24 protein-coding genes are annotated in these 24243 nt (G+C 52.3%); 23 read left to right on the top strand and 1 reads right to left on the bottom strand.

Features of this window, described 5'->3' with window-relative positions; translation table 11 throughout:
* Positions 1-3: 3 nt before the first annotated feature.
* From dapF to spoVM, 18 genes are all read left to right on the top strand, one after another.
* Positions 4-846, top strand: coding sequence for a diaminopimelate epimerase (dapF, locus tag ACFQ88_RS13325; RefSeq protein WP_239626597.1), 843 nt, complete (start codon positions 4-6; stop codon positions 844-846).
* Between the two features lie 69 nt (positions 847-915).
* A complete protein-coding gene (locus ACFQ88_RS13320) occupies positions 916-2808 on the top strand; it encodes a bifunctional homocysteine S-methyltransferase/methylenetetrahydrofolate reductase (RefSeq protein ID WP_379454446.1) in 1893 nt (630 codons plus the stop codon).
* A 37-nt stretch (positions 2809-2845) separates the two neighbouring features.
* Positions 2846-3727 carry a YicC/YloC family endoribonuclease gene (locus ACFQ88_RS13315; protein ID WP_379454445.1) on the top strand — a complete coding sequence of 294 codons (882 nt, stop codon included), beginning with the start codon at positions 2846-2848 and terminating at the stop codon, positions 3725-3727.
* Between the two features lie 101 nt (positions 3728-3828).
* Complete coding sequence (gene remA, locus ACFQ88_RS13310; protein ID WP_009672664.1) at positions 3829-4089, top strand: extracellular matrix/biofilm regulator RemA; 261 nt, start codon at positions 3829-3831, stop codon at positions 4087-4089.
* On the top strand, positions 4073-4699 hold the full coding sequence (gmk, locus tag ACFQ88_RS13305; protein ID WP_239626591.1) for a guanylate kinase: 627 nt from the start codon (positions 4073-4075) through the stop codon (positions 4697-4699). Before remA ends, gmk begins: the two co-directional genes overlap by 17 nt.
* A complete protein-coding gene (gene rpoZ / locus ACFQ88_RS13300; protein ID WP_239626589.1) occupies positions 4700-4915 on the top strand; it encodes a DNA-directed RNA polymerase subunit omega in 216 nt (71 codons plus the stop codon).
* A 58-nt stretch (positions 4916-4973) separates the two neighbouring features.
* Positions 4974-6176 (top strand): bifunctional phosphopantothenoylcysteine decarboxylase/phosphopantothenate--cysteine ligase CoaBC, encoded by a 1203-nt coding sequence (gene coaBC, locus ACFQ88_RS13295; protein ID WP_379454444.1) that lies wholly within the window; start codon positions 4974-4976, stop codon positions 6174-6176.
* A gap of 8 nt (positions 6177-6184) precedes the next feature.
* Positions 6185-8737 (top strand): primosomal protein N', encoded by a 2553-nt coding sequence (priA, locus tag ACFQ88_RS13290; RefSeq protein WP_379454443.1) that lies wholly within the window; start codon positions 6185-6187, stop codon positions 8735-8737.
* A 136-nt stretch (positions 8738-8873) separates the two neighbouring features.
* Positions 8874-9353: a peptide deformylase gene (gene def, locus ACFQ88_RS13285; protein WP_379454442.1), complete on the top strand. Its 480-nt coding sequence runs from the start codon at positions 8874-8876 to the stop codon at positions 9351-9353.
* Complete coding sequence (gene fmt, locus ACFQ88_RS13280; protein WP_379454441.1) at positions 9350-10282, top strand: methionyl-tRNA formyltransferase; 933 nt, start codon at positions 9350-9352, stop codon at positions 10280-10282. Before def ends, fmt begins: the two co-directional genes overlap by 4 nt.
* 36 nt (positions 10283-10318) lie before the next feature.
* Positions 10319-11704 (top strand): 16S rRNA (cytosine(967)-C(5))-methyltransferase RsmB, encoded by a 1386-nt coding sequence (rsmB, locus tag ACFQ88_RS13275; RefSeq protein ID WP_379454440.1) that lies wholly within the window; start codon positions 10319-10321, stop codon positions 11702-11704.
* A gap of 50 nt (positions 11705-11754) precedes the next feature.
* Positions 11755-12837, top strand: a complete 1083-nt coding sequence (gene rlmN, locus ACFQ88_RS13270) for a dual-specificity RNA methyltransferase RlmN (protein WP_239626577.1) — start codon at positions 11755-11757, stop codon at positions 12835-12837.
* Between the two features lie 8 nt (positions 12838-12845).
* Complete coding sequence (locus ACFQ88_RS13265) at positions 12846-13628, top strand: Stp1/IreP family PP2C-type Ser/Thr phosphatase (protein WP_239626576.1); 783 nt, start codon at positions 12846-12848, stop codon at positions 13626-13628.
* A gap of 6 nt (positions 13629-13634) precedes the next feature.
* Positions 13635-15845, top strand: coding sequence for a Stk1 family PASTA domain-containing Ser/Thr kinase (gene pknB / locus ACFQ88_RS13260; RefSeq protein WP_239626574.1), 2211 nt, complete (start codon positions 13635-13637; stop codon positions 15843-15845).
* Positions 15846-16778: a ribosome small subunit-dependent GTPase A gene (gene rsgA, locus ACFQ88_RS13255; RefSeq protein ID WP_239626571.1), complete on the top strand. Its 933-nt coding sequence runs from the start codon at positions 15846-15848 to the stop codon at positions 16776-16778.
* A 1-nt stretch (position 16779) separates the two neighbouring features.
* Positions 16780-17436: a ribulose-phosphate 3-epimerase gene (gene rpe / locus ACFQ88_RS13250; protein WP_379454439.1), complete on the top strand. Its 657-nt coding sequence runs from the start codon at positions 16780-16782 to the stop codon at positions 17434-17436.
* A 6-nt stretch (positions 17437-17442) separates the two neighbouring features.
* Positions 17443-17703 (top strand): hypothetical protein, encoded by a 261-nt coding sequence (locus tag ACFQ88_RS13245; RefSeq protein ID WP_379454438.1) that lies wholly within the window; start codon positions 17443-17445, stop codon positions 17701-17703.
* A gap of 260 nt (positions 17704-17963) precedes the next feature.
* Positions 17964-18044, top strand: coding sequence for a stage V sporulation protein SpoVM (gene spoVM / locus ACFQ88_RS13240; RefSeq protein ID WP_239635475.1), 81 nt, complete (start codon positions 17964-17966; stop codon positions 18042-18044).
* 116 nt (positions 18045-18160) lie between these two features.
* Here spoVM and rpmB read toward each other — a convergent pair whose 3' ends face one another.
* Entirely contained in the window at positions 18161-18349 is a 189-nt protein-coding gene (rpmB, locus tag ACFQ88_RS13235) for a 50S ribosomal protein L28 (protein ID WP_028550362.1), read from the bottom strand.
* A gap of 231 nt (positions 18350-18580) precedes the next feature.
* On the opposite strand from rpmB, the gene ACFQ88_RS13230 reads away from it, so the two are divergent.
* The 5 genes from ACFQ88_RS13230 to ACFQ88_RS13210 all read left to right on the top strand — a co-directional run bounded on the left by ACFQ88_RS13230 (position 18581) and on the right by ACFQ88_RS13210 (position 24138).
* Positions 18581-18943, top strand: a complete 363-nt coding sequence (locus ACFQ88_RS13230) for an Asp23/Gls24 family envelope stress response protein (protein WP_239626567.1) — start codon at positions 18581-18583, stop codon at positions 18941-18943.
* Positions 18944-19009: 66 nt separating this feature from the next.
* Complete coding sequence (locus tag ACFQ88_RS13225; RefSeq protein WP_379454437.1) at positions 19010-20791, top strand: DAK2 domain-containing protein; 1782 nt, start codon at positions 19010-19012, stop codon at positions 20789-20791.
* Positions 20792-20827: 36 nt separating this feature from the next.
* The gene (locus ACFQ88_RS13220) at positions 20828-21679 is read left to right on the top strand and encodes a DegV family protein (protein ID WP_239626562.1); all 852 of its coding nucleotides are present in this window, start codon (positions 20828-20830) and stop codon (positions 21677-21679) included.
* A 2-nt stretch (positions 21680-21681) separates the two neighbouring features.
* Positions 21682-23733: an ATP-dependent DNA helicase RecG gene (gene recG, locus ACFQ88_RS13215; protein ID WP_239626560.1), complete on the top strand. Its 2052-nt coding sequence runs from the start codon at positions 21682-21684 to the stop codon at positions 23731-23733.
* A 117-nt stretch (positions 23734-23850) separates the two neighbouring features.
* On the top strand, positions 23851-24138 hold the full coding sequence (locus ACFQ88_RS13210) for a stage VI sporulation protein F (RefSeq protein WP_239626558.1): 288 nt from the start codon (positions 23851-23853) through the stop codon (positions 24136-24138).
* Positions 24139-24243: the final 105 nt, after the last annotated feature.

The raw sequence follows: 24243 nt of genomic DNA, 5'->3' as shown, positions 1-24243 counted from the left end.
ACGATGAAATTTACGAAAATGCATGGTTTGGGCAACGATTTTATCGTCGTTTCGGGGGAAAACGAGCTTCCGGCGGATGCAAGCGAGCTTGCCGTCCGTTTGTGCAGCCGGTTTTTCGGCATCGGGGCGGACGGTCTTGTATATATTCTTCCTTCCGATAAAGCGGACTACTGGATGCGCATTATCAATTCCGACGGCTCCGAATCCGAGCAGTGCGGCAATGCCATCCGCTGCGTAGCAAAATACATTTACGAGCACGGGCTTGTGGATGCTTCCCGCAAAGAAATGACCGTGGAAACGATAGGAGCAGGGGCTCAGAAGGTTCAGCTGACGGTGGACAATGGGCGGGTAATCGCGGTCCGCGTAGATATGGGCGAGCCGATCCTTAGAGGAATCGAGGTGCCGACGACGGTCGATCAGGAGCCGGTATTGAACCATCCTGTTGAAGTCGACGGGCGGCAATTTTTATTCACTGCGGTATCGATGGGGAATCCGCATTGCGTTATTTATGTCGACGACGCTGCGTCGTTTGATCTTGCTGCTTGGGGACCTAAACTGGAAGTGCACCCGCTTTTTCCGCGTCGGACCAACGTCGAATTCGTGACGGTCAAATCTTCCGACTTCATGGACATGCGAGTCTGGGAGCGCGGAGCCGGACCTACGCTGGCTTGCGGTACAGGCGCGTGCGCGACACTGGTAGCATCGGTGCTGAACGGGAAATCGAACCGCTCTGCGACGGTGTCGCTGAAGGGCGGCGACTTGTTCATCGAATGGGATGAGAAGGACAATCATGTATACATGACAGGGCCGGCAGAGCTGGTGTTCGAAGGCATTGTATCCGTTTAGTTCATATAGATAAAAGGATGCATATATGAATACATGTGATTTTCATGGGGAAGGAGAGACGGATAGATCATGAAGCTAGAATTGAGGGAAGCGCTCCGTCAGCATATATTGGTCGGCGATGGAGCGATGGGGACTTACTTGTATCAACTGGGTTTTCCAGTCGGCATCTCCTACGAGGAATTAAATTTGCTGAAGCCGGATGTTATCATGGACGTACACCGCCGGTATTATGAAGCGGGCGCGCGGATTATAGAGACGAATACGTTTTCCGCCAATCGGGAGAAGCTGTCCAAATACGGCCTGGAGCAAGATGTCGAAGCCATTAACCGGGCAGGTGTGGAGCTTGCACGCAAAGCGGTCGGAAACGATGCTTATGTGGTCGGCGCCGTCGGTTCCATCCGTGCCGGCAGAAGGAAAAATGTGCGTACGACCAAGGTGAAGGAAGACCTGCGGCAGCAGATCGAGATTTTGCTCGATACGCCGATCGACGGATTGCTTCTGGAATCGTTTTATGATTTGGAGGAAATGCTGATCGCGCTGAAAACGGTCCGCAAGCTGAGCACGCTCCCGGTAATTTGCCAATTTGCGACGGAGGGAACAGGTTCTACGCATGACGGGGTCTCGCTTGCCGAAGCCTTCACGAAGCTGAAGCAAAACGGTGCGGACGTCGTCGGCTTCAACTGCCGCAGCGGTCCGAACGGCCTGCTTCGCTCTTTGGAGAAAGCGGCAGGGATGAACGATCCGGTGCCTTTCTCCGTATTCCCGAATGCGGGCATTCCCGATTATGTGGACGGCCGGTTCACTTATGCGGCTACTCCTCAATATTTTGCCGAGACGGCATTGAAGTTTGCCGATTTGGGTGCGCGGATCATCGGCGGCTGCTGCGGAACGACGCCGGAGCATGTGGCTGCAATGGCTCAAGCGTTGACGGACTACACGCCGGATGCGACTCGTGTCGGACAGCTTCAGTTGGCGGCCGAGGCGAAAGGGCTTCAAGCGGTATTGGAGCGTGAGCCATCGGTGTCCCCGCCTGCTGCGCCGCCGAAGGAGCCAAGTATCGTCGAGCTGGTGAAGCAGCGTCATACCGTCATCGTTGAGCTGGATCCTCCCCGCGATTTGGATATTGCCAAATTTATGGAAGGGGCTCATGCGCTCAAAGAGGCGAGAGTCGATGCGATTACCATGGCCGATAATTCTCTTGCGGTTACACGTATGAGCAACCTCGCGCTAGGTTATCTTGTTAAGGAGCAGACAGGAATCCGGCCTCTCATTCATATCGCTTGCCGCGACCGCAATATGATAGGGACGCAGTCTCATATGATGGGCCTGCACGCTTTGGATATCGATCATGTGCTGGCCGTTACGGGCGATCCTGCTAAATTCGGCGATTTGCCGGGCTCCAGCTCGGTTTATGACTTGACTTCGTTTGAAATCATCCGTATGATCAAGCAGTTGAATGAAGGCGTAGCTTTCTCCGGCAAACCGTTGAAGAAGAAAGCGAACTTTATCGTAGGCGCAGCGTTTAACCCTAACGTCAAGTACTTGGAGAAGGCCTTACAGCGATTGGAGCGTAAAATCGAAGCCGGAGCGGATTACATTATGACGCAGCCGGTATATAACGCTGAATTGATAGAAAAAATCTATGAAGCTACGAAGCATTTGAGCGTTCCGATTTTCATCGGCATCATGCCGTTAGCCAGCGGAGGCAATGCGACGTACCTGCATAACGAGGTTCCGGGCATTCAGCTGTCTGATGAAGTGCGCCGGCGGATGGGCGATCTCAAGGGTGAGGAAGGCCGCGCCATGGGCGTGCAGATCGCGAAGGAATTGCTTGATACGGCTATGAGCTATTTTAACGGCATATACTTGATGACGCCGTTCCTTTCCTACGAAATGACCGTCCAATTGACGAATTACGTATGGGAGAAATCGGGTAAAGCTATTACCACTTGTACCCATTGACAAAATGAATTAATATAGAATAATGGATGTGAATGCCATGGTTCGCAGTATGACCGGATTCGGACAAGCAAGCCGATCGATTGCCGGGTATACCGTTCAAATAGATGTGAAATCCGTGAATCATCGTTATTGCGAAGTTCAGGTGCGGATGCCGCGAGAGTGGCTGAAGTATGAAGACCTTCTCAAGCGAGCGGTACAGCAGGAGATCAAGAGAGGCCGAATCGACGTTTTCGTAACGGTCGAGAAACAAACGGATGCTGCAGGTTCCATGGAAATCGACTGGCCTTTGGCCGATGCCTATCGGCAGGCCGCCGAGCAATTGAAGGTGCGATTCGGTTTGGAGGGGTCGTTAACCGTTCAGGATTTTCTGCGGATTCCGGAGCTGATTACAATGCGGGAAACCGCGGCAATTCCGGATGAAGAAGCGGAGCAAGTGTGGAAGGCATGCATCAACGATGCGCTGAAGCAGCTGATCCGGATGAGAGAGTCGGAAGGCGGTCATTTGGCTGCCGATACAACTCAACGCGTGGAGACAATGGCCTCTTTGCTCGAGCAGGCTCGGATATTATGTCCGCAAAGCGTTCAGGAATACGCGCTTAAGCTGCGTTCTCGGATTCAAGAGCTGATCCAGCAGCCGGTGATCGATGAAGTGAGGCTGGCTACGGAAGTGGCGATTTTTGCGGACCGTGCCAATGTGGATGAAGAATTAACAAGGCTGCAAAGTCATTTTCAGCAATGCAGGCAGCTGCTCCAATCTGCGGAACCGATAGGAAGAAAATTCGATTTCCTTGTACAGGAGATGAACAGGGAAGTGAATACGATCGGCTCCAAGGCTAACCATGCCGGACTTACCGCACTGGTTGTCGAGATGAAGGCGGAGCTGGAGAAAATGAGAGAGCAGATTCAAAATATCGAGTAGAAGCTTAAGTAATGCTTACGATGTAAGCTTTCCCTGCGGGAAAGCTCAGCAAATGCTTACGAAGTAGCTTTGCCTAAGCAAAGCTTTTGGGAGGAAACAAGATGGCAATCAAACTAATCAATATCGGATTCGGTAACATTGTATCCGCTAACCGAATCATCTCCATCGTGAGTCCGGAGTCGGCGCCGATCAAAAGAATTATCCAGGAAGCGCGCGACCGTCACATGCTGATCGACGCAACCTATGGCCGTCGTACACGTGCTGTGATTATTACGGACAGCGATCATGTCATCTTGTCTGCGGTTCAGCCTGAGACGGTGGCCCATCGACTTTCTAATAAGGACGATGATCATGACGAGTAAGGAAAAGGGGATTTTAATCGTACTATCGGGGCCATCCGGCGTAGGCAAAGGTACTGTTTGCAAAGCGCTCAGGCAGTGTACTCCCGATCTGGTCTACTCGGTATCTGCAACGACTCGCGAAGCGAGACAGGGCGAAGTAGACGGTGTGAATTATTTTTTCAAGACAAGGGAACAATTCCAGCAGCTAATCGAGGAAGATCAAATGCTGGAATGGGCCGAATATGTAGGTAATTTCTACGGAACTCCGAGGAAATTCGTCGAGGAGACCATCAACTCCGGTAAAGATATCATATTGGAGATTGAAGTACAGGGCGCATTGAAGGTGAAGCAAAAATTCCCTGAAGGCGTATTTATATTCCTGCTCCCTCCATCCATGGATGAGCTGGAGAGCCGGATCGTAGGACGTGGAACCGAGTCGGAAGAATCGATCCGCAACCGGATGTCCGTCGCTATGGATGAAATCAAGCTCATGGAGCATTATGATTATGCTATCGTTAACGACCGCGTAGAGAACGCCTGTTCGAAGATACAAGCAATTGTCGTGGCGGAGCATTGCCGTAAAGAGAAAGTGGTTAACAAAATCAAACAATGGATGGCCGAGGTGAAGTAAATGTTATATCCTTCTATCGATAAACTGCTTGATAAAGTGGACAGCAAATATTCGTTGGTCGTGGCGGCAGCCAAACGGGCCAGAATGCTGCGTGACGGTTCCAAATCCGAGGTGCGCAACAAACGATCGCATAAATTCGTTGGTCTTGCACTGGAAGAGATTTACGAGGAACACATTTCCTACGAAAAACTGCCAACTAAAGAATTGGTCAAGTAACCTTCACAACAACCCTTGCGGTTGTTATTTTTTTCTCGAATAACGGGGGTGGATCGGGATGTTGAAAGGGAAAACGATAGTTCTTGGTGTCAGTGGAGGCATCGCTGCCTATAAAGCGGCGGCAATATGCAGTAAATTGAAGCAGTCCGGAGCCGAAGTGTATGTAATTATGACGGAATCGGCTACGAAATTCATTGCGCCGCTGACGTTTCAGACGTTATCGCGTCATGATGTTATTGTCGACACCTTTGACGAGAAGGATGCTTCGGTCGTTTCGCACATCGATCTAGCGGACCGTGCCGATTTGTTCGTGGTGGCACCGGCGACAGCCAACATCATCGCCAAGATGGCCCACGGGCTTGCCGACGATATGCTCAGCACGACGCTGCTCGCAACTACGGCACCGGTTCTTGTTGCTCCGGCCATGAATGTTCATATGTATGAGCACCCTGCGGTTATTGCCAATATGAAGCTGCTGGGTGACCGGGGCGTGCTGTTCGTCGAGCCGGGAACGGGCCAATTGGCTTGCGGCTATGTCGGCAAGGGCAGGCTGGAGGAGCCGGAGAGGATCGTCGAGGCGATCGAACGGTATTTCGCAGAGAAACAGCTGCTGCATGGGAAGAAGGTGCTGGTGACGGCAGGAGGCACGGTGGAGCGGATTGATCCGGTCCGCTATCTAACTAACGATTCGTCCGGCAAGATGGGGTTTGCTATTGCTGAAGCGGCGCGAATCATGGGGGCGGACGTCACGCTCGTCGTAGGGAAAGCTTCCGCGTATATTCCGCCCGGTATCCGTACGGTGCGCGTTCAATCGGCACAGGATATGCTGGACGCGGTGATGGAGCGGTTCGGAGATACCGATATCGTGATCAAGGCGGCGGCGGTGGCTGATTACCGTCCAGCGGAGACCGCTACGCAGAAAATCAAGAAAAAAGACGAGGCTATGACGATTCAGCTCGTTAAAAATAAAGATATATTGCAAACGCTGGGGCAGCACAAAACAACCCAGTTCATCGTTGGTTTTGCGGCGGAAACGGAAAACATCGACGAGCATGCGTTAGACAAGCTGCAGAGAAAAAATTGCGACCTGCTTGTTGCCAATGATGTCTCCCAGGAGGGAGCAGGATTCGGATACGATACGAACATCGTCCGTATTTACGACGGGAACGGATTGGTCGAAGCACTGCCCATCATGACCAAGCAAGAAGTGGCGCGCCGCTTGCTCCTTCAGGTTGCCGAACGGATAAAGAAGGGAGACTGACCGAACTGATGTACGCAAAAGTCATTGTGGATGTGCCTGCGAAGCAGACGAACCGCGCCTTTGATTATCGGATCCCGGAATCCATGCGCGAGTGGGTCTCGGTAGGAAGCCGCGTTGGCGTCCCCTTTGGCCCCCGCAAGCTGCAAGGGTTCGTAGTCGATCTGCAACAGAGCCCGGATATGGATCCAGGTAAAATCAAGCCCATCTCCGAAGTGATGGATCTGTATCCCCCGCTGACGCCGGATCTGGTGCAGCTGGGCCGCTGGATTAGCCGGACCTATTTGTGCCACGAAATCACGGCGCTGCAAGCGATGATACCGGGAGCGTTAAAAGCAAAGTACGAAAGACATGTGCGTGCGGCAGAACCGACTGCTGATGCCGGTCGCTCGGAAGGGCAATCCGTCATTTTGTTCCCGAGACAGCAGGATATCGTCAACTATGTCCGCGACAAGGGCTCGGTCGAGCTCGAAGCTTTGTTGAACAAGTTCAGCTCGGACGGAGCGCTGATCAAACAACTGATTGCCGAAGGGCAGCTGATGGAATTTCAAATGATCAAAGACCGGATGGCTGCGAAAAAGGTGCTGACCGTATTTCCTCCCGACGATCCAAGCCTGCTCCGGGAGTGGGAGGAGCAGCTGCCGGCAAGAGCCGCCAAGCAAAAGGAAGTGCTCCTATACCTAGCCGAGCGTCCGGTTCCAGTGAAGCTGACCGAGCTGCTGAATGATCTCGGAATCAGCGCAGGAACGGTGAAGAGCCTGGTGGACAAGGGATGGCTGGCATTGCGGGAAGTCGAGGTGTTCCGCGATCCATATGCGAACAACTCGTTCAACAAGACGAAGCCGCTGCCATTGATGCCCGAACAGCAGGAGGTGTTCGGACGTATAGCGCAAGCTGTAGACCGTCGCGAGCACAGAGTGTTTTTGCTTCATGGGGTGACCGGAAGCGGCAAGACCGAAGTGTATTTGCAATCGATCCAAACCTGCTTGAATCAAGGCAGGGAGGCTATCGTTCTGGTACCGGAAATTTCTTTGACGCCGCAAATGGTAGAACGGTTCAAAGGGCGGTTCGGCGACCAGGTTGCCGTCATGCACAGCCGGTTGTCCAATGGAGAACGGTATGATGAATGGCGCAAAATTATGTTAAAGCAAGTGAAGGTCGTCATTGGTGCTCGGTCGGCGATTTTTGCCCCTTTTACACAAATCGGCCTGATTATTATAGATGAGGAGCACGAATCGTCCTACAAGCAGGAAGAGAGCCCCAAATATCATGCCCGCGATGTGGCGGTAGCCCGTGCATCGATGCACGATGCCGTAGTTGTGCTGGGTTCGGCTACGCCTTCTCTCGAAAGCATCCACGGAACGATAAAAGATCAAGGCTCACAATCATATGAAGTACCATCCCTAAGGAACGCTGGGCCTGAAGCGGCTGCGGATCAGGCACTTCATAAAAGAGTGCGATTCGAATTGCTGACGATGCACAAGCGGGTGGAGGGACGCCCTCTCCCGAAAGTTCATATAGTAGATATGAGGGAGGAGCTTCGGCTGGGGAACCGGTCTATGTTTAGCCGCGCTCTGTATAAAGCGATAGAAGAACGGTTAAACAAGAAAGAACAGACGGTTCTGCTGTTGAACCGGCGAGGCTACTCGACTTTCGTAATGTGCCGTTCTTGCGGATACGTAGCTCAATGTCCCCACTGCGACATTTCGCTGACGTTCCACCAAAGCTCTCGGGCCATCCGATGTCATTATTGCGGCTACGCCGAGCGCGAGCTAACGGAATGTCCGAGCTGCAGCAGCGAGCATATCCGCCATTTCGGGACGGGGACCCAGCGTGTCGAAGAGGAGCTCGGGAAGCTGTTTCCCGGCATCCGCGTCATACGTATGGACGTCGATACTACCACCGAGAAAGGCTCTCATGAGAAATGGCTGACGATGTTCCGCAACCGGCAGGCGGATGTGCTTCTCGGAACACAAATGGTTGCCAAGGGACTCGACTTCCCCCATGTTACCCTGGTAGGGGCACTGGCAGCCGATACGGTGCTTAATTTGCCCGACTTCCGGGCGGCGGAACGGACGTTCCAGCTGCTGACACAGGTTGCGGGCCGTGCGGGAAGACACGAGCTCCCCGGTGAGGTTTTCGTTCAAACCTATGCGCCTGAGCATTACAGCATCATCAGCGCAAGCCGGCACGACTATTCCAGCTTCATGGAAAGAGAAATGACGCTGCGCAAGCTCCACGAGTACCCTCCGTTTCATAGGCTGATCCTGATCACGCTTAGTCATGAACAGGTTCCGCTGCTGATGAGAACGGCGGAATCGTTAGCACAGCGATTGAAGGAGCTCGCCCAGGAGCTGTCGCCTCTGCCGATTGAAATTTTGGGTCCGGTCGCCTCTCCAATCGCCCGAATCAAGGATAGATATCGGTTTCAATGCATGATAAAATATCGGGGAGAAGCCAGCATATCCGGCTTGGTTCAACGCGCCGTAGCCTCGTTCGAGGAGCTGGAGAGACAGCACAAGCTAACGATCAGCGTAGATGTGGATCCGCAAGTTCTCATGTAATTCGTCCTAATGATTATCTATATATCCATAAGCCGGAAGGCACTTAGGGGTCACATAGAAAGGCGGCATATATATAGGGGCCAGCATCTGTGTGTTCCAAGTTGAATGGCTTACAGCAAAGAAAGGTGTGTCTAGAATGGCTATTAAAATGATTGTAAAAGATCCGGATCCTGTACTTCGCGAGGTAAGCAAGCCGGTTACGAAGATTACTCCTAACATCCATAAGCTGCTGAATGACATGGCGGATACGATGTACGATGCGGAAGGCGTAGGGCTGGCCGCACCGCAAATCGGAATTTTGAAGCGTGTCATTGTAATGGACGTAGGAGACGATCACGGCCTTATCGAGTTGATTAATCCCGAAGTGATCGAAATGGAAGGCGAGCAATTCGGACCCGAAGGGTGCCTCAGCATTCCGGGCAAGACCGGAGATGTACGCCGGGCCCATCGCGTGAAAGTAAAAGGCCTTAATCGCGAAGGAAACGAAATCGTCATAGAAGGAACGGAGTTGCTGGCCCGCTGCATTCTGCATGAAGTCGATCATTTGAACGGCGTCTTGTATACGGATCTGGCGGAAACGATGTACCGCAGCGAACCGCATGGTGGCGAAGCATGAGGATAGTATTTATGGGCACGCCGGATTTCGCCGTGCCTTCTTTGCAAGCATTGATCGAAAACGGAATGCAGGTAGTAGGCGTCGTAACCCAACCGGATCGTCCGGTTGGGCGTAAACGTATACTGACGCCTACACCTGTTAAGATCGAGGCCGAAAAGCATGGGATCCCGGTGCTGCAGCCGGAACGTCTGCGCCGCCCGGAATCAGTGGAGGAGCTCAAGGAGCTGCAGCCGGATCTGATTGTTACGGCAGCCTACGGCCAAATTTTGCCGAAATCGGTGCTGGAGCTGCCGAAGCACGGCTGCATCAATATTCATGCATCCTTGCTGCCTAAATACCGCGGAGGCGCGCCGATTCATCATGCTGTGATGAATGGGGATGCCGTCACGGGTGTGACGATCATGTATATGGCGGAAGGTCTGGATACTGGCGATATGATCAGCCGTCTGGAGCTTCCGATTGAAGATACCGATACGACCGGTACGCTGTTTGACAAGCTGAGCATTGCCGGCGCCCGCCTGCTGACCGAGACGCTGCCGGACTTGATTGCGGGCCGCATTCAGGCGGTACCTCAGAACGATGACGAGGCGGTCTATTCGCCTAACATTTCGCGGGAGCAGGAGCTGATTGACTGGACGAAGCCTGCGCTGACGATATGGAATCAGGTAAGAGGCTTGAATCCGCGTCCCGGAGCGTATACGCTATGGAACGGTGACGTTTTGAAAATTTGGGGCTGCCGCAAACCGGAAACGACGGGCGAAGCAGGCGTTCCAGGCACGGTTGTCGAGCTAAGTGAAGCGGGAGTGGAAGTAGCTACAGGAAGCGGCACACTGACAATTATTGAACTTCAGCCCGCAGGGAAAAAGGCGATGGACGCCGCACAATTCATTCGGGGCGGACAGATCGCAGCCGGTACCGTATTGGGGTAATCGGCGCTGTGCCTATATCACAGGAGGCTTACATAAGTGAATAACAGTAACAAGAAACGGGGCAATGGGGCAGGCCCATCCAACGGCAGCCGTGCCGACCGCCCGGGAACGGCGAGGGAAGCTGCGCTGGATGTACTGGTCCGTACGGAACAGGACCGCTCTTATAGCAACCTGCTGCTCCATCAGACGATTCAAAAATACCGGCTGGATAAGTCGGATGCCGCCTTGGCGACGGAGATTGTGTACGGGACGATCCAGAGACTGAATACGATCGACTATTTCCTGGAGAAATTCGTCGCCAAAGGGATGGCGAAGCTTCAGCCGTGGGTCCGCAGTCTGCTGCGGCTCAGCTTCTATCAAATGTACTATTTGGATCGCATCCCCGATCACGCCATCGTCAACGAGGCCGTCAACCTTGCCAAAAAGAAAGGCCATCAAGGTATTTCCGGCATGGTGAACGGAGTGCTGCGCAACGTGATCCGCCAGAAGGATACCTTGCAGATTCCGGACAATCTGCCGGCTGCGGAGCGCATTTCTCTCGTTCACTCGCATCCGCAATGGCTCGTGAGCCGTTGGCTGCGCCAACTGGGAGAAGCCATGACCGAGCAAATATGCGAAGCCAACAACATGCCTCCGCGGGTCAGCATCCGTGCGAACACGATGAAGCTCGGCCGCAATGAGCTGGTTGAGCTGCTTCAGCAAGCGGACCTTCAGGCGGAGCCTTCCGACCTTGCCCCGGCAGGGGTTATCGTCAAAGGGGCCGGCAACATGGCACTGACGCCCTGGTTTGCGGAAGGGCTGTTCTCCATCCAGGACGAAAGCTCAATGCTTGTGGCGGAAGCCGTTGACCCTCAGCCTGGCGAGAAGGTGCTCGATTGCTGCGCCGCTCCCGGAGGCAAGACGATGCATATGGCGGAGAAGATGAAGGACAACGGCCAAGTGTGGGCGTGCGACGTTCATGAACATAAAGCGAAGCTGATTCAGGAGCAGGCGAACCGGTTGGGGTTGAAGTCCGTCAAGACATTGACGGCTGATGCTCGCACATTGACCGAGCGCTTTGAGGAAGAAAGCTTCGACCGCATCCTTCTCGATGCCCCTTGCTCTGGACTTGGAGTCATCCGGAGAAAGCCGGATATGAAATGGAGCAAGCTGGAGCAGGAGCTTGACGACATTTGCGTCATTCAGCGCGAGCTGCTGAACGAGGTGCATAAATTGCTTCGTCCCGGCGGGATTCTGGTTTACAGCACCTGTACGATTGAGCATAATGAAAATGAGGGTATGGTGCAGGCGTTTCTACGCGATCATCCCGAATTCGAGTGGGCGGATGAGCAGGAACCGATTCAAATTTATCCGTACGAGCATCAGTCGGACGGTTTTTTCATCGCCAAGCTGAGAAAGCGAGCGTTCTCAGGGGAACTATGATAAAATGTAACGTATGCTTTGATTAATAGACAAACAGGTTGTGATAAACAATGGAAACAGTGAATACCAAAGAACCGATAAATAAAAAACCTTATGTTTACGACTTGTCGCTTGAAGAGTGGCAGGAGTGGGTCAAGTCTAACGGGGAGTCCGCATTTCGCGCCGGGCAAATTTTTGATTGGCTCTATGTGAAAAGAGTTTCAAGCTTCGAAGAGATGACGAATTTGTCCAAAACGCTTCGTGAGAAGCTGAGCGCCCAGTTCGATTTTGTCACTTTGACGGAAGTGGCCAAGTACGAATCGAAGGACGGAACGGTCAAGTTTCTGTTCGAGCTGTCGGATAAAAACGCTATCGAGACGGTCATCATGAAGCACAGCTACGGCAACAGCGTATGCGTTACTACGCAGGTCGGCTGCCGGATCGGCTGTACGTTCTGTGCTTCTACCTTGACTGGCTTGAAGCGAAATCTCTCTGCGGGGGAAATTATCGCCCAGATCGTAAAATCCCAGCAGCTGCTCGATGCGACAGGTGAGCGTGTCAGCAGTATCGTCATCATGGGGATCGGGGAGCCGTTCGAAAACTACGACGCCATGATGAAATTTTTGAACGTCATGATCCACCCGAAAGGCTTGAATATCGGACAGCGTCACATAACCGTGTCTACAAGCGGCATTGTGCCGAATATTTACAAGTTTGCCGATGAAAATACGCAGATCAATCTGGCCATCTCGATCCATGCTCCGAACGACAAGCTGCGTTCGAAGCTGATGCCGGTCAATCGCAGATTCCCGTTTGCGGATCTTATTGAAGCATGTAAATATTACGTTGCCAAAACGGGACGCCGCATCACGTTCGAGTATGCGCTGATGGGCGGCGTGAACGACCAGCCGGAGCATGCGGAGGAGCTTGCCGAAGTGTTGAAAACCTTTCCGATGGCGCATGTCAACTTGATTCCCGTTAATTTTGTATCGGAGCGCGATTATGTACGTACGCCTCGGGACGATATTTTTACGTTTCAGCGCATCCTGGAACGCAACAAAATTAACGCCACAATACGCAGAGAGCAGGGCAGCGATATAGCAGCCGCCTGCGGACAGCTGCGTGCTAAGCATATGGAGTCGAGTGCGAGGTGAGGAGAATCATGGTGAAAACGGCCAATCAAACGGATGTCGGACGCGTCCGTATGGTCAATGAAGACAGGTCGGTTGTTCAAGAGAACTTAAACGGCTTTGTTCTGGCTATCGTAGCGGATGGAATGGGCGGTCATCAAGCAGGTGACGTCGCAAGCCAAATGGCTGTCGATTTGATTCAGAACAAGCTGCAGAACATGCCGCCCGGAGCGAGCGTCGAAGAACGCAAAAAACGGGTGAAGGAAGCTATCGAGCTGGCTAACGAGAACATATTCAATTTCGCATCCCAGCGCGAAAATTATTATGGTATGGGTACAACGGTGGTTACGGTACTTGCTGACGAGCATACCGTGGTCATCGGCCACATCGGCGACAGCCGCGCGTATAAATTCAAGAACGGCCAGATAGAGCAGCTCACGGAAGATCACTCGCTGGTCAATGAATTGGTCAAGAATGGTCAAATTACAAAGGAAGAAGCGACCCATCATCCGCGGCGCAACGTGCTGACGCGGGCACTAGGAACGGAGCCGACGATTGAAGTCGATATTCAGGACTTGCCATGGACCAATGGGGAGCTGCTGTTGATATGCAGCGACGGGCTCAGCTCCTTGGTCAGTACAGAGCAGCTGCTGACGCTTGTGAACGGTGCCGAGGCGTTGGACGACAAAGCCAAGCAGCTGGTTAACGAAGCGTTGGAAGCGGGTGGAGACGACAACATTACCGTAGTGTTGGTCAGCAACGCTGCCGATCCTGAGGCTGGGGAAGCAGTTCATTTTGACGGTGAGACGGGGTGATGATCAATGATAGGTAAGCAGCTGGGAAGCCGTTATGAAATTCTCGAGCGTGTCGGCGGCGGCGGTATGGCCATTGTATATAAAGGACTTGATATTTTATTAAATCGAAACGTCGCCGTAAAAGTGCTGCGGCAGCAGTACGTGCATGACGAGGAGTTCATTCAACGCTTTCGCAGAGAAGCGCAGGCGGCGGCATCATTATCCCACTCCAATGTAGTCAGTATTTACGATGTAGGCCAAGAGGAAGACATTCATTACATCGTAATGGAATACATTGAAGGCACGACGTTGAACGAGCTGATCAAGGAAAAAGCGCCGCTGCAGGTGGAGGAAGCGGTTCATATCGCCAGTCAAATCTGCGACGCGCTTGATCATGCGCACCATAATCAAATCATTCACCGCGATATTAAGCCTCATAACATTTTGATCGGCAAAAACGGCAGAGTGAAAGTGACCGACTTCGGTATTGCGCGCGCCGTTACCTCATCCACTATTACACAAACCGGTTCTGTCGTCGGATCTGTTCATTATTTTTCTCCTGAGCATGCGAAAGGTACGTTTACTGGGGAGCAGTCCGACCTATATTCGCTCGGAATTGTCATGTATCAGATGCTTACGGGACGGCTTCCGTTTCTTGGGGAAAGTCCGATCAGCGTGGCGCTGAAGCATTTGCAGGAAGAAGTTGAGGACCCGCGCAAGGTGAATCCTCTCATTCCGCAAAGCGTGGAAAATATCATTCTGAAGGCTATGCGTAAAAATCCGTCGGAACGATACAAATCGGCGAAGCAAATGCTGGAGGATCTGGACAGCTGCCTGCTGCCTCATAGGCGTAACGAAGCCAAGGTGAACTTTTTGGATGAGGACGAGCTTGACGAGGAGAAAACGCGGATCATTCCGGCTATTCGTCCGAACCAGTACTTGGCTAACGACGACGATGAGGAAGAAGATAGTCCTAAGCCGAAACTGGGGGAGGCAGAAGCTGCCGCCGTAAAAAAGAAAAATCGGTGGGTCAAGCCCGTGATCTGGATCGTAGTGCTGCTGCTATTGCTTGGAGCCATGTGGTATGCGGTCGGCGAAGTGAAGAAGATGTTCGCCATTCAAGAGGTGGAGGTTCCTACCGTCGTTAACCTTCCGGTGGCTGAAGCGCAAGCGAAGCTGGCGGAAGTTCAGCTGGGTGCTGAAATTATTATGGAAACCTCGAAGGAAGTGCCGAAGGATGTCGTCATCCGGCAAAACCCTTCCAAGCAAAAGCTGAAGATCAATAACAAGGTAACCCTGTATGTAAGCAAAGGCATTGACAAACCAAAAATGCCTAATGTCGTAGGAGGCAAGCTTGCCGATGCAAAAACCACTTTGATCAATCTCGGGATCAAGGAAGATAAAATAAATACGGAGCAAAAGTTCGTGGATGCCGAACCGGGAACGGTTATTCAGCAAACGCCGCCGATGAATGAAGAGGTGGATCCGGCCAATACGACCGTGCTGTTGACGGTCAGCAAGGGCAGGGAAACAATCAATATGCCGGATCTGGTCGGCTTGACCGAAGCGGAGGCCAAATCCCGCATTACCGTAAGCAATTTGAAGCTGGCGCAAGACGGCATCAGCTATGAAACCAGCTATAAGCAGCCGAAGGGCAAGGTCATCACACAGTTTCCGTACAAGTTCAAGGAAGAAGTGCCGACCGGCTCGGAAATCAAACTGATCATCAGCTCCGGATATCCTGAGGAAGCCGGTCCTATGACGGTGTCGGTTCCGGTCAAGCCTGTGAGCGAGGGCAAAGCGACAACGATTAAAATTATACTGAGTGACGCCACTTACGATAATTTCGAGTACAAGACGCTTACCAACATTACCAAAGCGACTACGGCCGATGTGAAGCTGGTCGTTGCGCCGGATAAAAACGCCGTTATCCGGGTCATGCAGGACAATGTGGTGTCCGATATGATTACGGTGACGTACCAGGATTTCCTGGCGCAAAAGAATGGCAAACCGTTCAATCCCGTTCCGCAGAGCCAGGGAGGCGCGGCGATACCGGGCAGTACGACCCCAACGCCAACGCCTACACCGACTCCAACGCCGGGTTCAGGGACGAACCAGCCCGGTAAAACTACAGGCGGATCAGGCGGAAGCACACCGGGCGGCAACGGGAATCCGGGGTCGGTGACTCCGGCCAACAACCCTGCAAGTAATTCAACCAACACAGGAGGCAGAGGGTAAATGCCAGCCGGTTTAATCGTTAAGGCTTTAAGCGGATATTATTACGTGCTGTCGGATGACAATGAGGTTATGTCCTCCATTCAATGCAGAGCCCGCGGGATATTTAAAAAACGCGGCGTCTCCCCATTGGTCGGCGACAGAGTGCTGTACGAGCTGACGGAGAATGGAGAAGGAACGGTGGACGAGATTATGCCGCGTACGTCGGAGCTTGTCCGACCGCCGGTAGCCAATGTAGAGCTGGTTGTGCTCGTATTTGCCGTGCAGGAGCCTGCGCTCAATCTGCAGCTGCTGGACAAGTTTCTGGTGCACACGGAGAGCGCTGGGCTGAATACGATCATCTGTCTGACGAAGCAGGATTTGATATCCGAAGAAGACGGGGAAGCGCCTAAGTCCAAAGGGGAGATGCTGCCTGCCGGCATGGAACATATCATGCAGCTTTACGAGTCGATCGGATATCAGGTTATCGCAACCAGCGCCAAGTGCGGAATCGGGGTTGATGCCGTTCTGGAGCAGCTGGCCGGACGCATCAGTGTGTTTGCGGGCCAATCCGGCGTAGGCAAGTCCTCGCTATTGAACGCGATGGTTCCGGGGCTTCAGCTGGAGACGAATCAAATCAGCATGAAGCTGGGGCGCGGTAAGCATACGACACGCCATGTGGAGCTGATCAGGCTAACCAACGGCGGACTCGTCGCTGACACACCGGGCTTCAGCCAATTGGATTTTCTGCAAATCGAGGCGGCGGAGGAGCTCAGCTCCTGCTTCAAGGAGTTTCAGCCCTACGCGGCCGATTGCAAGTTCAGAGGCTGCCTGCACCAGCACGAGCCGGACTGCAAAGTGATCGAAGCGAAGGAGCAAGGAGCTATTGCGGCGTCCCGCTATGACAACTACTTGCAGTTTCTGGGTGAAATCAAAGAGAGAAAAAGGAGATACTGAGATGCTGAACATTGCACCGTCCATACTGTCCGCCGACTTTTCCAAGCTAGGGGCAGAAATTGCCGATGTGGAGCGGGGCGGAGCCGACTGGATTCATGTGGATGTGATGGATGGGCATTTCGTACCCAACATCACGATCGGACCATTGGTAGTCGAAGCGATCCGTCCTCACACGGCGCTGCCGCTGGACGTCCATTTAATGATTGAAAACCCGGATGCGTATATTCCGGCTTTTGCGAAGGCGGGGGCGGATTTGATCTCCGTCCACGTCGAAGCTTGCCGTCATTTACATAGAACGCTCCATTTCATTAAGGAACAGAAGGTGAAGGCGGGAGTTGTGCTGAATCCGGCGACTCCGCTATCCTCCATTGAGCACGTGCTGGATGAATCTCTAGATCTTGTGCTTATCATGACGGTTAACCCGGGCTTTGGCGGCCAGCAATTTATTCCCGCCATGCTGCCCAAAATTGCCAAGCTTCGTCAAATGCTCGATGAGCGGGGATTGACGAAGGTCGATATCGAGGTGGACGGAGGCATTAACGCCGAGACGGCTCGACAGGTTATATCCGCCGGAGCCAATGTGCTCGTTGCCGGCAGTGCGGTATTCAACCGCAGCGACCGTGCAGAAGCGATAAGGCATATTCGAAACGGGGTGTAGCAACGGGTGAGATTTTTCATTATTTTAGGTTACAGCATATTGTGTGCACTATTGCTGACGTTGTTTTCACACATTAACGACTTGCTGAAATATATTTTTTCGCTTGGGGCTTTATTTACCGGTATTCAATTTTTCAAAAGGCATGAAGGCCGCGGGATGAGAATCTGGTTCGTCGTTTCAACGATTGTTCTGTACTTTATCTTTTCCGTTATTTACGCGTTGTACGTAGCGATCAAGACAGGCCAGCTTACTCCAGCTGCCGCTTAATAGCTTCTTCAGATGAAGGCTCGCCTTCCAGTCATATTCCGTTTCATATCCGCATAACATGGTTACAAAAGTTTAGGGCTTTTGTAGCCATGTTTTTGTTTTTTGGGCACGGATGCAATGGATAGGCACGTTTTGGAAGGTAGCCGAATATACTGGAGTATCATGGTTTTGACTTGGTTGTTCCGCGGAGCGAGGGAGACGGAAGAGCCGTCGGGTGGGCTTCGGACAGGGCTGACGTGAAAACTGGAGGAGGGGTAGAAATGAAGTTTTATACAATCAAGTTACCTAAATTCATAGGCGGATTCGTTAAGGCCGTACTTAATACATTCAGTAAAAACTGATCGTATCCGAAAAATTATACTTAGTACGGCCGAGAAGAAGCTACAGCTTAAGCGCTGTTGACACACTAAAAAAAGCACCTGCGGCCAGGTGCTTTTTGTCTATCTGTTGTTGCGGATTAGACACGAGTAACTTTTCCGGATTTCAAAGCTTTCGTGCTTACATAAACGCGTTTTGGCTTACCGTCCACCAGAATGCGAACTTTCTGAACGTTGACACCCCAAGTGCGTTTCGATTTGTTGTTGGCGTGGGACACGTGATTGCCTGTGCCTGGTCCTTTGCCAGTAATGAAACATTTGCGGGACATTGTACTACACCTCCTTAACAGCCTCGATGACTACTTGTCTTCCTTACGATATCTCCGAATAGTAAAGCCTATCAGAAAACACACTCAAATATCATATCATACGGCATCAAAAGACGTCAATGTTACAAAGAGGTTTTTATGCAGTTTTCACCAAATTTTATTTATTTCTTTTGCTTGATATAGTAAAATGATTTATAGTCCATTTTAATCTATATCAAGGGAGCTGTGATTATGGCTATCGAATTGGCTACGGAATATGGCAAAGTTTATATAACCGATGAAGTCATATCGGTGTTGGCGGGATCAGCTGCTTTGGATTGTTATGGACTTGTAGGAATGGCATCTCGTAATCAGCTGAAGGATGGCATTGCAGAGCTGCTTCGCCGCGACAACTTAAGCCGTGGTGTTGAAGTACGCAGGGATACACAAGGAGCGCTTTCAATCGATTTGTATATCATTGTCAGCTATGGTACCAAAATATCCGTTGTAGCCCACAATGTGCAAACGAAGGTGAAATACGTGCTAAATGAAGTTGTGGGGCTGCAAATCGAGTCGGTGAACATTTATGTTCAGGGCGTGCGAGTAGCTCAGTAACGCTAAGATGAGACGCGGCATAGCATCTATAAATAATGCCGTGTCTTCTCCTTGGCAGGAAGGGGAATGGTTTTTTTGAGTAAGCGCTTAAACGTAATTAACGGGAATGACTTTATCCGCATGGTGGAAAAGGGAGCGCAGCAGCTAAGAGATAATGTGGACAAAGTCAATGCGCTCAACGTGTTTCCTGTTCCCGACGGGGATACGGGGACCAACATGAACCTGACTTTGACTTCCGGTGTAGAAGAGCTTCGCCGGCGTCCTTCTGGACATATCGGCAAGGCGGCAGATGCGTTGGCCAAAGGCTTGCTGATGGGAGCTCGAGGGAATTCGGGCGTCATTTTGTCGCAATTGTTCCGCGGATTTTCGAAATCGGTTTTCGAATCGGAGACGATTGATGCGGAAGGGTTTGCCGCGGCACTGCAGAACGGCGTAGACATGGCTTACAAAGCGGTGGTCAAGCCGGTAGAGGGAACGATTCTGACCGTGTCCCGTGAAGCGGCCAAGCATGCAGTTCAGCAAGCAAAACGGACTGCGGACTTGACCGAATTAATGAAAGACGTATGGAAAAAGGGAAATGAGGCGCTTTCCCGCACGCCGGATATGCTGCCGGTGCTTAAGCAGGTCGGCGTAGTCGATGCGGGCGGGCAGGGCTTGATGTATATATACGAAGGTTTTGTACAGGCATTGCAGCAGCTATCCTCCGGTACTCCGATTAATGACTCGGATGCCGCTGAGCGGGCTCGTGTCGCTGATGATTCGATACACCCCGTAACGTCCGATGCCTTCAAACATGCCGTACATGAGGCTTCGATGAAGCCGCAGGCGCATCTTGCGACGGAGGATATCGAGTTCGGCTATTGCACGGAGTTCATGGTGAGACTTAATGAGCAAAAGCTGGCAGGTGCCGCTTTTGACGAGAATGTATTCCGCCGTCAGCTGTCCGACTTCGGCGATTCTCTGCTTGTAGTGGCGGATGATGACCTTGTCAAAGTGCATATCCATGCCGAATATCCCGGCAGCGTAATGAATTTGGCCATGAAATACGGCGATCTGAGCCGGATCAAGATCGAAAATATGCGGGATCAGCATACGCATATACTCCACGGCGATGATCATCCTTCCCCAGCGGATGCCGTAGGCAAGCCCGAGGCGAATGCGGGAAGCGCAGACGCTCAAAGCCATTGGAAACGGTACGGCTTTGTGTCTGTTTCGGCAGGCCAAGGCATTTCGAATATTATGTCGAGCTTGGGTGTGAACCGGGTGCTCCAGGGCGGACAGACGATGAATCCAAGCACCGAGGATATCGTCAAAGCCATTCATGAAGTGGATGCCCAGACGGTGTTCGTGCTTCCGAACAATTCCAATATTATTTTGGCCGCGCAGCAGGCGGTGGAGCTTGTAGAAGAGAAGCAGGTCGTTGTCATTCCGACGAAGACGATTCCCCAAGGCATTGCTGCCGTGCTTGCCTTCCGGGAGAATGCAGCCTCCGACGAGAATGCGGACCTGATGCAGCAGGCGATACAGCAGGTACAGTCGGGACTGGTAACGTATGCAGTCCGCGACACGCAGATCGATGAGGTCGATATCAAGCAGGGGGATTATATCGGCATCCACAACAATAAAATTGTGACTTCGGATTCCGACTTGCTTGCCTCCTGCAAGAAGCTTGTTGACAGCCTGCTCTCTGAAGGTGCCGAGATTGTGACACTGTACACTGGGGAAGAAGCCGACGAAGCGAGAACCGGCGAGCTCGTCCAATACTTGGAGACGTCTTACACAGATGTGGAAGTGGAAGTGCATGAGGGCGGTCAGCCGCTATATTATTACATTATTTCTGCGGAATAGACGGTGGCAGAGGTACCATTTACGGAGGTGTAGCGATTGAGTCAGGTTCGAGTTGTCACGGACAGCACGGCCGATATTCCGGCAGCATTGCGAGAAGCGTTAAATATAGAGCTTGTCCCTTTGAAGGTTCATTTCGGAACGGAAACCTTTAAAGATTCGGTCGATATGGGACCGGAACAATTTTTTGAAAAACTAGTATCGTTTTCTTCGCTGCCGACGACCTCGCAGCCGTCTCCGGTGGAGTTTACGGAAACGTATAAGCGTCTGGCAGACGAGTACGGAGGCCCAATCATCTCGATTCATTTGTCATCAAGAATGAGCGGCACATACCAATCGGCGCTGCTGGCTCAGTCGATGCTAGAAGGCGAAGCCGATCTGCATGTTATCGATTCGAAGACAGCCTCTTACGGCATCGGCATGATGGCGGTTGCAGCTGCAGAGGCTGCGCAGCAAGGAAAGAGCAAGGAAGAAATCCTCGAGATGATCGAAGCGATCCGCCGGGATGAAAAAATGTATTTTCTAGTGGATACGCTCGAATATTTACAAAAAGGCGGCAGAATCGGCAGAGCGGCGGCTCTTCTCGGTTCCTTACTGAACATTAAGCCTATTTTGTCGATCAGCGAGGAGGGCGAAGTGTACTCCATAGACAAAGTAAGAGGCCATAAAAAAGCGATGGCCCGCATTATAGAACTGCTCAAAGCGGATTTCGGCGATAAGCCGATCCATGTGACGGTTGCTCATGCGAATCACATGGCTAATGCGGAGGAGTTGAGCTCGCTGATTCTCCAAAGCTTTAATGTTGCAAGCATCGGTTATGCAAGCATTGGTCCTGTTATCGGGACGCACTCCGGTCCCGGAGCCGTAGCTGCGTTTGTCAGACCGGCATAGCCATGATCGATTTATACCGCGTTCCAGTTAAAGAAGTGTACGGAGTCAAGGGCAAGAAGCTCGAGGAGCTGGCTGTCCTTGGTGTTGCCACAGCGGGAGAATTGCTGGACTATTATCCTTTCCGCTACGAGGATTATACGCTGAGGGATTTGACCGAGGTCAAAGACGGGGACAAAATAACCGTTCAGGGCTCCATTATCGGAGTCCCTCAGCTGCAAATGTACGGCCGCACGAAGTCGCGGCTTACTTGCAAAATCATGGTGGACAGGCTGATGATTACCGCGGTCTGGTTCAACCGCCATTTCTTGAAGGATCAATTGGTAACCGGATCCGACATCGTCTTAACTGGGAAATGGGATCAAAAAAGGCTGCACTTGACCGTATCGGAGTCCGAATTTCCGGGGAAAGGGACGTCACAGATCGGCACGCTGCAGCCTGTTTACTCGATAACGGGATCAATTACGCAAAAGTGGATGCGTCAGACGTTGAAGCAGGCGATCACGCAGTACGGAGGCATGATACCTGAAGTGCTGCCGCCGGAGCTGCTGGACAAATATGATCTGATGGCGCGGAAGCAGGCGGTGGCTCTGCTGCACCTTCCGGGATCGATGGAGGAAGGCTTGCGGGCCCGCAAACGCATGGTGTATGAGGAGCTGTTCTTGTTTCAGCTGAAAATGCAAGCCTACAAAGCGTTGAATCACGACCGGACCGACGGAGTGGCACATCCGGTTCCTCTGCCCGAAGTGCGCGCCTTTGTCCGCGCCCTGCCTTTTACATTGACCGAATCGCAGAAAACGGTGCTGGCCGAAATTTTGCACGATTTGCAGCAGCCTTATTGCATGAACCGCTTGCTCCAGGGAGATGTTGGCGCCGGTAAAACAGTCGTAGCCGCGGCCGCGTTGTTCGCCGTAGTGAAGGCGGGCTACCAAGGGGCACTGATGGTCCCCACGGAGATACTTGCGGAGCAGCATAAACGTTCCTTGGACAAGCTGTTCGAGCCTTACGGCATCACTGTTGCGCTCTTGACCGGAAGCTCGACCGCCCGCCAGCGCAGAGACGTTCTTGCTTCGCTGCAAATGGGCATGGTCGACGTTGTCGTCGGGACTCATGCGCTGATTCAGGAAGACGTCTTCTTCCGCAATCTAGGGCTTGTGGTGACGGACGAGCAGCACCGGTTCGGGGTGAACCAGAGAAGCGTTTTACGCCGCAAAGGAATGAATCCCGATGTATTGACGATGACGGCAACGCCGATTCCAAGGACGCTTGCTATCACCGCCTTCGGAGATATGGATGTATCGACGCTGCGCGAGCTGCCCAAGGGACGGAAGCCGATCAAGACCTATTCGGTTACGCACGATATGCTGGATCGTGTGCTAGGGTTTATCCGGCGGGAAGTCGAAGCGGGCAGGCAAGCGTATGTCATATGCCCGCTGATCGAGGAGTCGGAGAAGCTCGACGTGCAAAATGCAATTGACGTTCACGCGCAGATCCAGTTCGCGTTCCCTGAGCTCCGCGTCGGCCTGTTGCACGGACGGATGCCTGCAGCAGAGAAGGATGAGATTATGCGCGAATTCAGCGAGAATCGCGTCCAGGTGCTTGTATCGACCACGGTTATCGAGGTTGGAGTGGATGTACCGAATTCGACGCTGATGGTGGTCTATGACGCGCACCGATTCGGTCTGTCGCAGCTGCATCAGCTGCGCGGACGTGTAGGACGCGGCGAGCATCAGTCGTACTGCGTGCTGATCGCCGATCCGAAGAATGAGGTCGGGAAGCAAAGGATGAAGGCGATGACCGACACGAATGACGGTTTCGAAATAGCAAGACGAGACCTCGAGCTTCGAGGACCAGGCGACTTTTTCGGCACGAAGCAGAGCGGCTTGCCCGATTTCCGGCTGGCGGATATGGTTACTGATTTTGAAGTCATGGAGCAGGCACGCGACGATGCGGCGGCGCTCGTACGGCGCCCCGACTTTTGGACCGCGGTCGAATACGGCTCGCTTCATGAATTTTTGCGCCGCGAGAACATTTTTGACAACGATATGCTGGATTGATACCCATTATTGTGCAATCGCATAGAATATAAGGCACATGTCCGAGCTCTCCGACATAGACTTACAAGGAGGTTGGCACATTAGACTACCATTTCCTTGATCGGAGGTGTTCGTGACATGAGCTATCAAAAGTATGGATTTGATCCTGTCTTTGTGGAACGCGTTAAGCTGAAGATGAAGAATCCGGACACAAAAGAGCGGATCAAAATGATTTTGCACGGTGTGACGAAGACGGATTTGCAGGATAGGATGAAGGTCAGACGTTTTGTCGGCATGTTGGGTAAGGTGCTGGGAGAACGGTTGACGGACATGCAGACGGAGCACATGGTCAATTTTGTCATCGCACAAAAAATCGATCCGAACAACACGTTCCATCTCATCAAGCTTTGGGGCATGTTCCGCTGACAATTGGACGGGAACTAACGATGTAAACCACGGCAGACCTTCGGGTCTGTTTTTTTTTACCACAATAGAATTTATAAGATTCCGAGGTCATCGGATGTAAAAATT

Origin of the sequence: Paenibacillus sp. NPDC056579, assembly GCF_042793215.1 — a bacterium.
Taxonomy (GTDB): Bacteria; Bacillota; Bacilli; order Paenibacillales; family NBRC-103111; genus Paenibacillus_S.
Note: the sequence above shows the minus strand (reverse complement) of the source record. Positions and strands in the feature narration are given on the sequence as shown.